The organism is Plastoroseomonas hellenica (assembly GCF_018129085.1).
GTDB lineage: Bacteria > Pseudomonadota > Alphaproteobacteria > Acetobacterales > Acetobacteraceae > Plastoroseomonas > Plastoroseomonas hellenica.
In genome coordinates, this window is record NZ_JAAGBB010000055.1 from 19778 (window position 1) to 35200 (window position 15423).

The window sequence follows — 15423 nt, forward strand, 5'->3', positions numbered from 1 at the left end:
TCACTGCTTGGGCAGGCCTGCCTCAAGGTCGCCAAGCGCGCGCAGGATGCGGGCGTCATGCCGGTGGTATGCCTCGCTGATGCGATCGGCTGGCACCGGCGAGGAGCGTGAAGGCACGCGGGCCTCCGCGTCGGGAACGCGCCTCGCGAACTCCGCATAATGGTCCCGGGCCTCGGGATGCTCGCCATTCAGCCACAGCGCAGCCGCCAACAGGGCGTGCCCACGCGCCCAGGCCGGGTTGCCCTCGACTGCCAGGCGAAGCGCCGCCACCGCCTCCGCGTCGCGGCCCATCTGCATCAGCGCCCGCCCGAGCCCTTGCATCCAGGTCCAGCGCGCCGGATCGTGCGGGCCGCTGAGGTCGGCCTGCCGGAACCGGCGCACTGCTTCCTCGGGATCGCCGAGATAGAGCTGGTTGAGCCCCACCTCCCGACACGCTGGCGGATCCCCGGGACAGAGCGCCAGCACGGCCTCGGCAGCGAGGATCGCGCGCTGGAAGCGGCCCAGCGCGCGGAGCGCCACCGCCCGCGCCCGCAGCGCGCCGAGGTGGTCGGGTCTGGCGGCAAGAACGCGGTCGGCCAGGTCCTGCGCCTCCGCCAGCCGGGCCTCCCGCTCGCTGGCCGGCGTGAGGCCGTTCATCACGGCATAGGTCTCCGCTTCTGCCAGGCCGGCCGCTGCTTCGAGGCTGCCCGGGTCCAGGGACAAGGCGTGTCGAAACATGTCGCGCGCCGCGCCGAAACCTTCAGCCGACATGCGCGCCGTCGTCGCTGCGGCCCATGCGCGAAGCGCGAGCCCGGCGGCGTCCGGCGCCGCTTCGGCGCCGGCCCGGCGGGCGTCCGCATCGATGATGCGGAGCACCGCCATGCGCGTCAGCCGCCCGACGATCGCGTCCTGCGCCGCAAGGGCGTCGCCATCGCGCGGATGGTCGAAGCGCTCGGCCCAGAGATGCGTGTCGGTGGTGGCATCGATCAACTGGGCGTTCACGCGGATCCGGTCAGCCTGCGCGGCCACACTGCCTTCCAGCAGGTAGCGCACGCCCAGCTCCTCTCCGATGCGGCGCGCCGTGACGGCGCGGTCCCGGTAGGCGACGGCGGTGGAGCGGGAGACGACGCCGCCGCCAACCAGCGCCTGCGCCAGGTCCGTGGTCAGGCTCTCGGTGACACCGTCCGCCAGTTGGTCCTCACCGGCGCCGCCACCCAGGCTCGCGAAGGGCAGCACGATGACCGATAGCTGCGGCAGTGACCCGCTGTCGCCGCGCGCCCCTTCTGCCACCAGCCTGCGGAGGACGGGGAGCGCGAGGCGGTAGCCCCGGCCGGCCACGGTCAGGAGCACGTCGCGATCGGGGCCGAACACTCGCCGGATCGCAGCGACCTGCGCGTGCAGGTTGTTCTCCTCCACGACGACTCCTGGCCAGACCCGATCGAGCAGCGTCTCCTTCGTCACCAGTTCGCCATCCGCCCGCACCAGGACCTCCAGGAGGTCGAAGGCGCGGGCGCCCAGCTCGACGGCGGCGCCATCCGCGAGCAGCACGCGGCGCCGCGGCCAGAGGGCGAAGCGCCCGAACGCCAGCTCCTCGTCCTCCGTGGAGGCCATGGTCATGCCCTGTCCCAGCGCGGGTGCACGCCCCTCCGCGGGCGCGTGTCCCGAGGTATGGCCGGAGCCGGCTGGGCGGGCGGGCATGCCTCGGCCTGCGCCGGCCGCGGTGTTGGAGGAAACGCTGCGCCAGCGAAAGTATTCATCCGGCTTCAGGCGGGCGCCAATGACCGCGCCGAGAGATGGCACGGCGCCACCGGCCGGCGGGGCGGCCAGCCATGCGGATGGTTGATGTCGGGGGATCGCGTCGTGTCGGGGCATGGCTGCGTCGGTACCGCAGCGGTCAGGTCGCGGGTGTTACCCAGGGCACAGGCCGGTCGTGTCAGACGTTCCCATGCATCGTGACATCATACTGATCTCGCGCCGCATCTTCACCCGATCAGGCGATCCTGCCTGATCGGGATCTGCTCCAGCGGGTTGGCCGACGTCTCAGGCCAGGTCGGGATGCGCCGGTACTTCCCGCGGGAACGCGTCACTGCGGCGCAGGATCTCGAGCTTCGTCGTCGGGAAGCGCTGGATCGCGGTGCCCGCCGGCGGCAGCGCGCCGATCGGGGCCACGACCTGCAGGCCGGGCGCGAAAGCGGCCGGGCCGGCCACGAGCTCCGGCTGCGCAAGCGGCCACCAGCCGATCGCGAACAGCACGCCGCGGAGCTCCCGTGGGCGGTAGCTGCTCAGCCTGAGCTCCGGCAGGTAGGGGCTCTGTTCAGCCAACGGCAGCGGGATGCGCAGCTCACGCATCAGCGTCTCGGTCGGCCGCAGCACGGTGCAGAGCGGCAGCAGGGGTGCGGCGATCCGCATCCCCGGCGGTACTGCCGGGACGAACTTGCCCACCACCGCGATGCCGTCGTCACGCAGCAGCACCTGCGCCAGATCGGGATCGGCGCTGCGGCTGCCTTCGGCGGTGCGCGGCCAGGCATCCATGACGAGGAGCGGCACCGGGCCGGCGTTGGTGACCTCGTAGGGGAAGACGAGGTGACGATCGGCACGGTCCGGCCGGCAGACGAGGTGCAGATCGCCATAGGGCGCGCGGGGCATGTCGAGCATCAGAGCGGCCTCTCCGGTTCGGGCATCGGTTCCGGCTCGGCCATCTCCGGCTCCGGCCGCACCGGGTCGTGGAAATCGGGCGGCGGCGGCGATGGCCCCGTGCCGGTATCGTCGGGTGCGGCATCGTCCAGCACGCGCGCGAGCCGGCGCCGGTGCTCCGCCTGCGCCTCCGGGGTCTGGGCCTCAGGGCCGCCCGGCACGACAACGCTGGACGTGCCCTCGCCGGTGCCGAGCACGGGATTGCCGTTCTCGTCGAAGGTGCCGGTCGGCTGGCCCTTCGGCACCGCGCCTTTGGGATCGGCGGGAAACGAGTAAGGACCGGGCTGAACGACGCCAGGCTCTTCCTTCCCGAACACCACCGGGTTCTTGCGATTCTCCGCCGCTTCCAGGGATTTCGCGGTCGCCGGGTCGTCACGCATCGTCTGAAGCTCGGCGACCGTGCCGTTGACGAAGGCCGGATCCGGCGGATGTCCGGGGTCGATGTAGACGCCGCGACCGCCCTTCTCGCCGCCGGCGACAAGCAGGCCGTTCTCGCCCTGGCGGACCTGCATCCCCTGATGGGTTTTCATGGTGTGCGACCGCCGGCCGCCACCGCCGCCCTGCCGCGGCTGCTGCGCGAGCCAGTCGGCGGGATCGCCGGGATCCGCTTCAGCGGCGCCCAGCGGCTCCATGATCACCGGCGGGGTGAAGGGGCTGGCCGTGGCCCCTTGGTGATCGAGTAGCGCACCGGCGGTGAAGATGCCGGCCGGGGTGATCACCAGCTTGGAGCCGCCGACCACGAGTTGGATCTGGTGCTTGGCCTCCAGCCCGATGATGTCGGCGGTCAATGCAATCATGCCGGAGGACAATACGGAGGCTCCAGCGACCTCGGTCAGCTGATTGCCGCCGATGATCAGATGGTCCTCCGCCTTGATCTTGGTATAGCGGGCGTCGCCGACCGAGAGATCGACCTCGCCGCCGACCGAGGTGAAGTCGCCGCCGCCGGACACGCCGTCCACCGCCTTCCCGCCGCCGACCCTTGTGTGCCGATTGCCGCGCGTGGTGTCGTAGCGGCTGCCGGTGCTGGTGGTGTCGAGGCGATGCTCGGCGCGGAGCACCAGTTGCTCCTTGCCCTGACGGTCGTCGAAGCGCAGCAGGTGGAAGCCCGCATCGCCCTCTGGCTTCGGCGTGCTGCGGGTGCGGATGCCGCTCCGCGTCACCTGGCTCGTCTGGGTGCCGGAGAGGTCCTCGATCCGCTTGACCGGGTGCGACGCCGCCGCGGTGCTCGGGAAGGGCAGATGCGTCCGGCCGGAAGCGGCGTTGTAGACCCGCCCGGTCACCAGCGGCCGCTCCGGGTCGCCGTCGATGAAGGAGACCAGCACCTCCTGCCCGATGCGCGGCAGGAACTGGCTGCCAAAGCGCGCACCGGCCCAGCCTTCCGAAACCCGCACCCAGGCGGTGACACGGTCCGTCGAGAGCGGGTTTTCATGGATCGCGGGCGTGTCTTCCCGCATAGGCGGGCCATCATCCCAGGGAAAGCGGATGCGCACACGGCCGAGCGCATCGGTCCAGATGTCCTGGTCAGAGGTATCGACCCCACGCGGACCGACCACCAGTGCGGAATGCGGGCCATGCGCCACCGGCCGGCCCGCCTTCGGCGTCGGCCAATGCTCCTTGTCGAGCGGCGGCGAGGTCGGGATCGCCTCGAAGGCGCAGGCGAAGCCGGAGCCTTCAGTCTGCAGCTTGTTCACGATACCGGCGATCTCCTTGATCGCCGGCAGCGCCGCTGCGACACCGGCGAACAGCCCGCTGCCGAGACGGCCGAGCTTGTCGGCGATGAAGCCCGGCAGGCCCGAGGGATTCTGGGCATCCTGCTTGCCCTTCAGCCAGTTCGCGATCTCAATGCCCTTGGCGATGTCGCCCTTCAGCCGGTCGCGCAGCTGCTCGGCGGCGGCGCCCATCATGTCCTCGGGATCGTTGCCGCCGAAGATCAGCCCGCCCAGAGCGTCGAGGAGCTTCTCGCCGAGGCTCCGGTCGTCGACGATGTCGAAGGCCTCGATGGTGACCAGGCGCAGGATGAAGCCCTGGTGCTCGGCGCCGGAGCCGGTGTGATCCTCATCGGTGAAGAACATCCGCCCGGCGCGGAAGCCTGAGCTGTAGGCGCGGCCCACGGCGGAGATCGAGGCGGTTTCGCTCTGCCGCATCCGCAGCTCTGCCGCCGCATCCTTGTTGTCGGGATCGATGCCATGAGCCGGGAAAGCATGTGCCCCCAGGCGGTGCTCGTCCGCGCTGAACGTGTAGGCTTTGGCGGAACTGCGTTCGCCGATATGGGGCCGTCGCGGGTCGATGATATTGAAGTCGCCGACGCGCGTGTAACCGGCGGCGGCGGCGAAGCTGCGCCGGAAACCGTAGACCGCCTGTGCCGAGCGCCCGTCGAGCGCGCCGGTGCTGGAGCCTTCGCCCCCCTGCACGTCGACGGTGCTGTCGACGAGGTCGGGCCGGTGGTCCCGGTAGGAGAGCACCATGCGCTCCCGCCGGAGGCCGGGCTTCGAGGCCGCCGCCGGCTCCTCATGCTCGAAGCGGTAGGCGACGCCGAAGCGGTCGAGCAGCCGGTGCACGAAAGCGAAGGTCGTTTCGTCATACTGCACGCAATAGGGGATCTTCGCCTCGCCGAGCTCGGCCAGCAGGTTGGTGCGGAGATCGACCAGCGGAAATCTTCTCAGCACCTCGCGCAGGATCGAGACGAGGTCGCGCTGTTCGAAGACGCGGTAGACGTGCTCATAGGCGGTCATCCGGAAGGCCGGCACCAGCCGGCCGCGGAAAATGCGCCGGCCACGCAGCGTGCCCAGCCGCTCGAAGGTCTCGAAGACGCCGAAGCGTCGGTTATGGCCTTCCTCCTGCTCGCCGTTCACCACCGCGGTCTTGCGGATGCCGAAGGACGCCGGGCGGCCGATGAGCTCGTGCGGCACGATCTCGGTGTCCTTGTCGCCGATCATCGTCAGATCGAAGGCATAGGGGATCGAAATGCCCTCGGCGCCGCTGACGCGGGCGAGCACCAGCGGGTCGTCCTCGTCCTCACCCTGGGCGAGGCCGAGCGGCGTCTCGACGGTCAGGGCGCGGGTCGCATTCTTGAGGGCCATGTCGGGGCTCCGGTCGGATGGGATGCGCTGTCAGGGCACGTACTGAGTGGCTTGGCCGGCCGAGACGATGCTGACAGTGCCGCCCCAGAGGCATGGGCAGACGCAGGCATCGCGCAGCGCGAGCTCGCCCTGGATCGCCCGGCCCTGGCTGCCTGGGATCCAGGGCGACGGCGTGGCGGGCTGGCAGGGCTGCGGCGTCAGGACGCCGAGCGCCGCCGCCGTCGCCGCGGCGACCTGCGGGTTGGCCGGGCTGGTGCAGGCGCCGAAGGGCTTGATGTTCACCATCGGCGCATGGTCGAAGATCGTTGCCATCGGCCTGCGCGTATGGGTCGCGCGCCGATGCGGCAGCACCGCCAGGGTGCTGGGCGCAGTGCCGAAGGTGCAGGCGGTGACGGCGCCATCGATCACCCAAAGCGGCATCCTGGCTTCCTCCCTGACGTATCGATCCGTGCAATTCTGTGGCTCCGTCCCGGCGCGAACAGCACGCGCAGCACCGCGCCGCGCCAGACGGCACCGAGACGACGCAGTTCCGGCTCGGAAGTGGCGGCCGCCGCGTCAGAACGGAGCGCGGCAAGGGCGCCGTCGCGTTCCAGCGCCGCTAGGCGTTGCGACAGCGAGGGCCATTTCATCCTGAGGCGTTCCACGAACGGGCTCCCTTCGGCGACGTGCGGCGGCGCCACACCCCAGCGTGGCCATCCGATGCCGATGATGTGCCTTACGGACCTGAAACGTCTTTGGAGCGTTCTGAAAGGAACTGAATTCTGCGGCGGGAAGCGCCGAATTCAGGATTTCTTGATTGGCCCCGGAACGGGACGGCGGCAGCGCGGATGCCGGAAGCGAAACCGCGAGCGCATCAGCGGCCGGCGGCGAGGGCCGGCATCTCCGCGCTCTCCTCGGCATCGAGCAGGATCGCGCTGGTCAACTGCAAATGTGCGGTGAGCAGCGCAGCGGCCCGATCCGCGTCGCGCGCCAGCGTGGCGTCCATGATTTCGCGATGCTCGCGCGCCAGGTCGCGCTCAGTGCGGGCGAGCGGGAGTGACAGCCGCCGATATCGCTCGCTCTGGGCATAGAGGATCGCGCGCAGGCGCAGCAGCCAGGGGCTGCCGCAGCCGGCGACGAGCGCTTCGTGATAGGCACCATGCGCTTCGGCCCAAGGCTCGGCCACGCGGTCGGGGTCGGCGGGATCGCGCGCCGACGTGCGCGACAGGCGGTGATGCGCCGCGACCAGGCGTTCCTCCCAGCCGACATCGCCGGAGGCGATGGCGCGCCGCAGGCAGAGCGTCTCGATCTCGATGCGCGCCGCGGTGAGATCGCGCAGGTCAGCGACGGAGATCGGCGCGGCACGGAAACCTCGCTGCGGCTCGGCCACGACCAACCCCTCCGCGGTCAGGCGCGACAGCGCTTCCCGCACGGCGCTCAGACTGACGCCGAGCGCCGCGCAGAGATCGGCGATGCGCAACCGCTCGCCAGGCCGCAGCCGGCAGGCGAGCAGATCCGCACGGAGGCGCTCATAGGCGGTCTGGGTAAGGCTGGCGCCCGGGAGATCTCGTGGCATGGCGAATACCCTAGCCAGCAGCGAGCATAAAATCCATTCTTGGAAAGAAAATAGATTTTAATTTGACCGGCCGATTTCAGGCCCGTATAGCCGCTGGCAAGGAAAGCAGGAGGATGCATCCATGCGTTTCGCGGCATTCCGGCAGGGAGGGCGGCCCGGGATCGCGGCCGCCGTGCAGGGCGGCGCCTTCCACGGCTTTCTGGCGGGTGAATCCGGGCATCCTGGCGCGCTCGACGCCCTGATCGCGCAGGGTCCGGGTGCCCTCGCGGCCGCCGGGCGCGCGCTGCTTGCCGGCCCGGAGATTGCGCTCGACGCCGTGGAGCTCCTGCCGCCGTTGCCGAGCCCGCCGAAGATCGTCTGCGTCGGCCTGAACTATGCGGACCACTCGGCCGAGAGCGGTTTCCAGGTGCCGTCCTACCCGACGATCTTCGCCCGCTTCGCGTCGAGCCTTGTCGGCCATTGCGCGCCGATCATCCGCCCGCGGATCTCGGAACAGCTCGACTATGAGGGCGAGGTGGTGGCCGTCATCGGCCGCGGCGGGCGGCATATCGCGAAGGCCGATGCGCTCGATCACGTCATCGCTTATGCGATCTTCAACGATGCCTCGGTGCGCGACTACCAGATGCGGGCGCCGCAATGGACCGTGGGCAAGAATTTCGACGGCACTGGCGCCTTCGGCCCCTTCCTGGTCACCGCGGACGAGCTGCCGCCCGGTGCGCGCGGGCTCAGGATCAGCACCCGCCTGAACGGCCAGGTGGTGCAGGACGCCTCGACCGACGACCTGATCTTTGACGTCGCGACGCTGGTCTCCACCCTCAGCGAGGCCATCACCTGGGAACCGGGCGATGTGATCGTCACCGGTACGCCGGCCGGCGTCGGCCTGGCGCGCAAGCCGCCGCTCTGGATGAAGCCCGGCGATGTCTGCGAGGTGGAGGTCGAGGGGATCGGCGTGCTGCGCAATCCCATTATCGACGAAGCGGGGGAACGCCGCGCCGCCGCCTGAAAGCGCCGGGACAGGGAGGGAGGAAAGCCAATGACCGCCATCGCAGGCCACTATGCCCCCAGCCGCAAGCCGGGCGTGCTCGGTGTGCATTCCGTCGGCGAATTCGTGCTCGGCGTGCCCAGCCTCGAGAAGGCAGAAGCCTTCTACGGCGCCTTCGGATTGCACGTGGCGGAACAGGGCGAGCATCTCGGCCTGCACACCGCGGGCGACGGCTATCGCTGGGGCCGCGTCGTGCCGGCCGCGCGCAAGGCGATGCACCACATCGCCTTCCACTGCTTCGAGGAGGACCTGCCGCGCTTCAAGTCCAGCATCGAGGCGCAGGGCATCCGCCTGCTCGACCCGCCGCCCGGCTTCGACAGCAATGGGCTCTGGCTGCGCGACCAGGACGGCACGCTGCTCGAGATCCGCGTCGGCGTGAAGACGACGCCCGATGCCAAGGCGGTGGTCGAGCTGAAGCCGACGCCATCAGCGACCCGCAATGCGCCCTATCGTCGCAAGGCGCAGCGGGAGATGCCGCGGCGGCTGTCCCATATCCTGATGTTCACGCCCGACGTGGATCGCGCGATCGCCTTCTACACGCGCGCCCTCGGGCTCCGCGTCTCCGACCGTTCGGGCGACGTCATCGCCTTCCTGCACGGCGTCCATGGCAGCGACCATCATCTGATGGCCTTCGTGAAATCGGAGGCGCCGGGCCTGCATCACCTCTCCTGGGACGTGCCCTCGCTGGCCGCGATCGGGCTCGGCGCCATGGCCATGGCGGACAAGGGGTTCAGCCATGGCTGGGGCCTTGGCCGCCACGTACTGGGATCGAACTACTTCCACTATGTCCGCGACCCCTTCGGGTCCTGGTGCGAATTCTCGGCCGATATCGACTACGTGCCCGCCGATGTGGACTGGGAGGAGGCGAGCCATCCGCTGGAGGATGGCTTCTACCTCTGGGGCCCGACGCCGCCGCCGGACTTTGTCACCAACACCGAAGCCGGCCGGAGCTGAGCGCCATGAGCCAGATCACACGGCGTCGCTTCACCGCCGGCGCCGCGGCGCTCGGCCTGGCCGCGCCTGTTCGCCTGCACGCGCAGGCGGCCTTCCCCGCGCGCCCCATCCAGATCGTCATGCCCTACCCGCCCGGGAATGCGATCGACCTTCTCGCGCGCGCCCTGGCGACGGCCATGTCGCCGCTGCTCGGCCAGTCGGTCATGGTACTCAACCGCGATGGCGCCGCGGGGTCCGTGGGGTCCGTCTCCGTCGCGCGGTCGGCGGCGGATGGCCATACCCTGCTCTTCGCGCCGGCGCTCGTTGCCTCGACCTTGCCGATCGTCATGCCGAACACTGGGCTGCAGACGAATTCCTTCCAGCCGATCTGCCAGGTGTTCAACAACACCATGGCGCTGGTCGTGAAGCCGGACAGCCCGATCCGCAGCCTGCGCGACCTGCAGAATGCGGCGCAAGCCCGGCCGGGACGCGTCACCTACGGCACGCTGGGCGTGACCTCCATCCCCCACCTCGCGATGGTGCAATGGGCGATCACCGCGCGCAGCGAGCTGGAGCACGTACCCTACCGTGCCGATGGGACTGTCATGACGGAGGTGCTGACCGGGCGGATCGACGTCGGCTCCATCGTGCTCGGCTCAGCGGCAGGGCGGAACGACGTGCGCGTGCTCGCGGTCTTCGACGCGGAGCGGCATCCGGATTTCCCGGAGGCGCCGACCGCGATCGAGCAGGGCTTTGCGGTCTCGCCGGCGAGTTTCGGCGGCCTGTTCGCGCCGGCCGGCACGCCGGAGGACCGGATCGCTCGCATCGAGGCCGCCTGCGTCACGGCGGCAGCGAGCGAGATCTACCGGACCGCGGCGCGCACCGGTTCGCAGCCGGCCAGCTACTTCCTTGCTCGCCCTGACTTCACCCGCCGCCTGACAGAGGACGTGGCGCAGAAGGCCGAGCTGCTGCGGGGCATCACGCTCAACTGATCGCGCACCCCGGCTCACGCGCGCAGTCATGGCGGCAGCCTATAGGCCAATCATATGATCTATTGACGCAGGATGGGCCGCTTGGGCATCGTCCACCCGTCGTCGCAGCAACCGAAGAAGGCTGACGGGGAGACGTCCAATGGCCAAGCTCCGCTTCCGGAACACCGCCGGGAATGCCGCCCTGGGCAGCCTGTCATGAGCGGCGGCGTCGGCCGCCGGCCCGCGCTTGCGGCAATCGCCGCCGCAGCACTTGCGCAGCGCGCCGCGGCGCAGCAGCCCGGCCGCACCGGGCGGGCCATCGTCGGCTTCCCGCCGGGCGGCACGGCGGATGCGGTCACCCGGATCTATGTCGAGCGCATGCGCGCTGCCATGGGCAGCCAGGTGATCGTCGACAACCGCCCCGGCGCCGGCGGCCGCCTGGCGCTGGAGCTGCTCAAGCCGCTCCCGGCCGATGGCAGCGCCTTCGTCGTTACCCCCGCGAGCATGCTGACGATCTACCCGCATCTCTACACGCGGACGCTGCGGTATGATCCGCTCAACGACTTCACGCCGGTCTCGCCGGTCTGCGTCTTCCCCTTCGGCCTAGCGGTCGGCGCCCGCCACCCATCCAGGACGCTGCAAGACTTCGTCACCTGGACGAAGGCCCGTGGGGCGGTGGACTGGGCGAGCCCGGTCCCGGGCTCCATGCCGCATTTCATCGGCACCCAGTTCGCGCGCACGGCCGGGCTGTCGCTGAACCATGTTCCCTATCGCGGCTCCGCGCCGGCGATGCAGGACCTGCTGGCGGGCACCATCCAGGCCGTCATCCTGCCGATCGGCGAGATGACTGCCTTCCACCGCGGCGGGGAGGCTCGCCTGCTCGCCGTGACCTCGCCGGACCGGCTGCCACGCCTGTCGGACGTGCCCACCTTCGCCGAGGCCGGCCTCGGCGAGCTCACGCATGAGGAGTGGTACGGCGCCGTGCTGCCGGCCCGGGCACCAGCGCCGGTGGTCGCCGCGCTGCAGGCCGCCATCGCGGCCGCGGCCGCCACGCCGGAGCTCCAGGACGCCCTGACGCGGATCGATATCGCGCCGCTGGTGCTGGAAGCGGACGCCTTCCGGTCGCGTATGCGGCGGGAGCACGCGGCCTGGGCGCCGATCGTCGCGGCCTCCGGCTTCAACCCGGACGAGTAGCGGCCAGCCCGATCATATCGCGCCAAGGACAGGCAGCCATGAACACCCACGACCTGCCGGACCGCTTCGACCCCTGGCCCCAGGGCATCGAGCCCGATGTCCCGGTGCCCGGCTACACCAACACCTGGACGCACACGCCCTCGCAGCCGCCGCAGCGCCGGCCGGTGAGCCGCACCGAGGCCACCGGCCCGCTCGATCTCCAGCGCAAGCTTCCCTGCGATGAGGCGAACCTCGCCCAGCTTGCCCCAGGCAAGATCGCCATCGGACAGCTCATGCACTTGGCCGGGCGCATCCTCGACGAGGATGGCCGGCCGGTCCGTGGTGCGGTGGTCGAGCTCTGGCAGGCGAATGCCGCCGGGCGCTACTACAACCCCATCGACCAGAGGGACGCACCGCTCGACCCGAACTTCGTCGGCAACGGACGCGTGCGCACCGATGAGGAAGGCCGCTACGCCTTCTTCACCATCAAGCCCGGCGCCTACCCCGTGCCGGTCAAGGAGACCTGGTGGCGGCCGCCGCATATCCACTTCTCGATCCTGGGGCCATCCTCGCTCTCCCGCCTCGTCACGCAGATGTACTTCCCCGGCGATCCCCTGAACGAATTCGACCGCATCCTGCACGCCACGCCGGACGCCGCGGCACGCGGACGCCTCATCGCGCGGCACCTGCCGCCCGCCGAGGTCGGGGACCAGTGGCTCGGCTTCACCCACGACATCGTCCTGCGCGGCCGGCACGCCACGCCACAGACGCCCTGAAAGAACGACCGATGCCGGCCGACGCACCGCTGCCGCCGACCTCGCAGGAGACCATCGGCCCGTTCTTCCCGCGAACGCTCTTCCGCGAGGGCGACAACGACCTGACCCGCGTCGCGTCCGACGCGGCGCCGACCGGGCGGGGCGAGGCGATCCTGCTGCGCGGGCAGGTCACGCGTGAGGGCGGGTTCCCCTGCCTGAACATGATCCTGGAAGCCTGGCAGGCAGATGCCGGCGGGCGCTTCGACCACCCGCTCGACCCGGAGCGGCACTTGGCGGATCCCGACTTCCTCGGCTGGGGCCGCGCCTGGACCGACGAGGATGGGCAGTTCGAGTTCCGTACCGTGCTCCCCGGCGGCTACACCGACGGCACCGGCCGCCGCGCGCCGCACGTCAACCTCACCGCCATGGGCGCCGGACTGATGCGGCGCGTCCTGACCACGGCGTTCTTCCCGGATTTCCCGGCCGAGAATCTGACCGATCCCGTGCTGGCATTGCTGCCCGAACACCTTCGCGGGCGGCTCGTCGCACACCCGGACGGCGAGGCGGAGGGGCTCCGCGTGTTCCGCTTCGACATCCGCCTGCGCGGCAGCGTCGACGAGGAAACCCCGTTCTTCGAGGACTGACGCCGGTTCGAGAAAAAGCTGGTCAATCCTTCCTGCGGCGCAGGAACTGCGCTCGCTCGGCGGCATCGTCGATATGCTGCGCGACCCGTTCCCAAAGCGCCTCGCCGGAGCCGCCATCCTCGACGGCGCGCGCCACCAGCACCCGGGCCAGCGGGCCGATATGGGCGGCGAGCGCCGCGACCAGGCGCTCCAGCTCGACCTTGTCCGGGCGCATGGTGACCGGTGCCGCGGGGGCAGCCTTCGCCGGCACCAGGCGTCGGACATCCTCCAGGAAGCGGCGACGCTCCCCCACGTCCGCGATGCTCTCCGCCAGCCGGCCCGCGAGCGTCTCCGGCTTCACCGCATGGCGCGTGGCGCTGCGCACCAGCGTGCCGGCGATCGGCCCGACATAGGATGCAAGGCTGCGCTCGATGCTCTCCAGCATCCCCGGATCGATCGCCTCGGTCGCAGCGGGCGTCGCGGCGATGATCGTGGTGTCGTCGCCTGGCGATGTGGCGGCACCCGAGCCGGCCTGCCGCAGCGCCGCCGCCATCTCGCCGGCGGAGGCGAAGCGCTGCTCCGGCCGCTTCGCGAGCGCGCGATCACGCACCATCCCGAGCCCCGGCGCCACGCTCAGGATCGCGGCCGGCAGCGGCGGTGGCGGATCCTCCAGGATGCGCCGCATGACCGCGAGCAAGGCCCCCTTGCCGAAGGCGCGCTCGCCGGTCAGCATCTCGTGCAGTAGGGCGCCGGCGGTGAAGAGATCGGTGCGCGCATCCACCGTCTCGCCGCGGCATTGCTCGGGCGACATATAGGCCGGCGTGCCGATCAGGGCGCCGGTCTGGGTGAGGCCCGTGCCATCCATCCGGGCGATGCCGAAATCCGCCAGCTTGAGCTGCAGCTCTCCATGCAGCAGCAGATTGGCGGGTTTGAGGTCACGGTGCACGATCCCTGCCGCATGGATGCTGCCGAGCGCATCGAGCAACTGCCCCAGCAGCTTGGCTGCTTCGGTCGGTGTGAACCGCCGCCCCTCGGCGAGCAGATTGGCGAGGTCACGGCCGGCGACATATTCCATGGCGAGGAAGGGCCGGCCCTCATGCAGGCCGACATCGTAGACCGCGACGATGTTCGGATGGTTGCAGCGACCGGAGGCGCGGGCCTCCGCGCGGAAGCGCTGCAGATGCTCCTCCGCGCCCTCGCCTTCCAGCAGCGCCGCGGCGACCAGCTTGACCGCGACCGGGCGGTCGATCTCGGGATCATGGGCGAGATAGACCTCCCCCATCGCGCCGCGGCCGAGCGCGCTTCGCACCACATAGCGGCCGATGCGCGATGGCAGTGCGTCAGCCATGGCCGCGCGGCGCGGGATCGCCGAGCAGCTTCATCGCATTGACCAGGCTGCGGCGCATCAGGTTGAAGGAGCGGTTGAGCGAGGCGATCTCGTCGCGGCCGCTCAACTGGTATTCCGGCTCGTCGAGCGCGCCGGCGCTCACCTTCTCCGCCGCCGCCGTGATGCGCTGCACCGGGCGGATGATGACGAGGTGCAGCAGCAGGTTCACCAGCAGGATCATCGCGACGAAGATGCCAGCAAGGACGCCGAGGAAGGCGTAGAGCAGGCTGTCCGACCGCTGCAGGGCCACTTGCATCGGCACGGAGACGATCTGCGCGCCGATGACGTCGCCAAGCTGCCAGCCGAAGCCGTTCTCCCGGCCGTAAAGATCGGTCATCGAGGCCGGCGCGGCATCGGGCGTGGAATGGCAGGTTAGGCAGTTGCGGTCCGTGATGCGGAACGGACGGGCGAAGGTCAGGGCGCGGCCCTGCGGCGTCTCGCGCTCGCCGACATGCTCGGTGCGCGCACCATCGCGGCGGAAGCCGTCGATGATCGCCGCCTCCCAGTCGCTGGCGCGGTCCGCCGGATTGGTCGGGTTCAGCGCCGCTTCCTTGTAGTTGTACTCGCTGGCCTCGCGCTGCACGGTGCGGAACACGGTCTGCGCCGCCCAGGACGGGACGGTGTGCGGCAGGAAGCGCGAAGCTGAGCTGTCGCGCAGCAGCGGCTCGATCTCGCCCTGGGTATAGCCGCGGAGCGCGGTCGCCTGCCGCATGATCATCGTGGCTTCCTGCAGGATCTGCTGCCGCACGGCCTGCTCGGCGATGCCGCGGGCGAGGATCGCCGCCAGCGCCAGGCCGAGCAGGAAGGTCCCGAGCATGACGAGGTTGAACTTGGCGCGGAGGCCCATCTGAATGCCTTTTGTTATCGACGCCGTGAGGCCGCGCCGGCGATCAGGCGCCGGGCCTGCTCGGCGGTCAGGCCGCCCGTGGCAGCCTCGCCGATCTCGCGCTGATAGCGGCGGATTGCGGTGCGGGTGCTCGGGCGGAAATTGCCGTCGATCCGATCGCGATAATAGCCGAGCATCTGAAGTGAGGTCTGTATCGCGCGGCGATCGGCCTCGGACAGCTGAACAAGATCGATGACGGGCGGCGCGGCAGGTGGCGCGGCGGGTACCGAGGCTGCCGGCGCGCTGGGCGCCGCGGCTATGGCCGGTGGCGACTCGGCGGCAGGCGACGCTGCGGAAGGCGCCGGCTGGGGCGCAGCCTCTGCCACGGGTGCGGCGGGCGGCGCC

The 15423-nt window shown here is 70.5% G+C and carries 14 protein-coding genes; 6 read left to right on the plus strand and 8 right to left on the minus strand.

The genetic code is table 11. The features are described 5' to 3' along the window. The 5 genes from GXW71_RS28750 to GXW71_RS28770 form a co-directional block, all read right to left on the minus strand. Nucleotides 1–1677, minus strand: coding sequence for a winged helix-turn-helix domain-containing tetratricopeptide repeat protein (locus GXW71_RS28750; protein WP_211856153.1), 1677 nt, complete (start codon nucleotides 1675–1677; stop codon nucleotides 1–3). A gap of 342 nt (nucleotides 1678–2019) precedes the next feature. Next, a complete protein-coding gene (locus GXW71_RS28755; protein ID WP_211856154.1) occupies nucleotides 2020–2634 on the minus strand; it encodes a hypothetical protein in 615 nt (204 codons plus the stop codon). Then, on the minus strand, nucleotides 2634–5753 hold the full coding sequence (locus tag GXW71_RS28760; RefSeq protein ID WP_211856155.1) for a type VI secretion system Vgr family protein: 3120 nt from the start codon (nucleotides 5751–5753) through the stop codon (nucleotides 2634–2636). The genes GXW71_RS28755 and GXW71_RS28760 overlap by 1 nt, the downstream gene beginning before the upstream one ends. 30 nt (nucleotides 5754–5783) lie before the next feature. After that, on the minus strand, nucleotides 5784–6173 hold the full coding sequence (locus GXW71_RS28765; RefSeq protein ID WP_211856156.1) for a DUF4280 domain-containing protein: 390 nt from the start codon (nucleotides 6171–6173) through the stop codon (nucleotides 5784–5786). A gap of 433 nt (nucleotides 6174–6606) precedes the next feature. Next, nucleotides 6607–7308 carry a GntR family transcriptional regulator gene (locus tag GXW71_RS28770; protein ID WP_211856157.1) on the minus strand — a complete coding sequence of 234 codons (702 nt, stop codon included), beginning with the start codon at nucleotides 7306–7308 and terminating at the stop codon, nucleotides 6607–6609. A 121-nt stretch (nucleotides 7309–7429) separates the two neighbouring features. Between GXW71_RS28770 and GXW71_RS28775 the strand changes: the two genes are divergently transcribed. The 6 genes from GXW71_RS28775 to pcaG all read left to right on the plus strand — a co-directional run bounded on the left by GXW71_RS28775 (nucleotide 7430) and on the right by pcaG (nucleotide 12826). Beyond that, the gene (locus GXW71_RS28775; protein ID WP_211856158.1) at nucleotides 7430–8311 is read left to right on the plus strand and encodes a fumarylacetoacetate hydrolase family protein; all 882 of its coding nucleotides are present in this window, start codon (nucleotides 7430–7432) and stop codon (nucleotides 8309–8311) included. A gap of 30 nt (nucleotides 8312–8341) precedes the next feature. Further along, on the plus strand, nucleotides 8342–9304 hold the full coding sequence (locus GXW71_RS28780) for a VOC family protein (protein ID WP_211856159.1): 963 nt from the start codon (nucleotides 8342–8344) through the stop codon (nucleotides 9302–9304). Between the two features lie 5 nt (nucleotides 9305–9309). Continuing rightward, nucleotides 9310–10275, plus strand: a complete 966-nt coding sequence (locus tag GXW71_RS28785; RefSeq protein WP_211856160.1) for a tripartite tricarboxylate transporter substrate binding protein — start codon at nucleotides 9310–9312, stop codon at nucleotides 10273–10275. 195 nt (nucleotides 10276–10470) lie between these two features. Beyond that, entirely contained in the window at nucleotides 10471–11448 is a 978-nt protein-coding gene (locus GXW71_RS28790) for a tripartite tricarboxylate transporter substrate-binding protein (protein ID WP_211856161.1), read from the plus strand. 38 nt (nucleotides 11449–11486) lie between these two features. Next, complete coding sequence (locus GXW71_RS28795; RefSeq protein WP_211856162.1) at nucleotides 11487–12203, plus strand: dioxygenase family protein; 717 nt, start codon at nucleotides 11487–11489, stop codon at nucleotides 12201–12203. Between the two features lie 11 nt (nucleotides 12204–12214). Next, nucleotides 12215–12826 (plus strand): protocatechuate 3,4-dioxygenase subunit alpha, encoded by a 612-nt coding sequence (gene pcaG / locus GXW71_RS28800; protein WP_211856163.1) that lies wholly within the window; start codon nucleotides 12215–12217, stop codon nucleotides 12824–12826. Nucleotides 12827–12848: 22 nt separating this feature from the next. Here pcaG and GXW71_RS28805 read toward each other — a convergent pair whose 3' ends face one another. The 3 genes from GXW71_RS28805 to GXW71_RS28815 form a co-directional block, all read right to left on the minus strand. Continuing rightward, a complete protein-coding gene (locus GXW71_RS28805; protein WP_211856164.1) occupies nucleotides 12849–14153 on the minus strand; it encodes a serine/threonine-protein kinase in 1305 nt (434 codons plus the stop codon). Next, complete coding sequence (locus tag GXW71_RS28810; RefSeq protein ID WP_211856165.1) at nucleotides 14146–15039, minus strand: c-type heme family protein; 894 nt, start codon at nucleotides 15037–15039, stop codon at nucleotides 14146–14148. The genes GXW71_RS28805 and GXW71_RS28810 overlap by 8 nt, the downstream gene beginning before the upstream one ends. Before the next feature lie 14 nt (nucleotides 15040–15053). Further along, nucleotides 15054–15423, minus strand: a 370-nt coding sequence (locus tag GXW71_RS28815) for a peptidoglycan-binding domain-containing protein (protein ID WP_211856166.1), incomplete at its 5' end; no start/stop codon positions are given.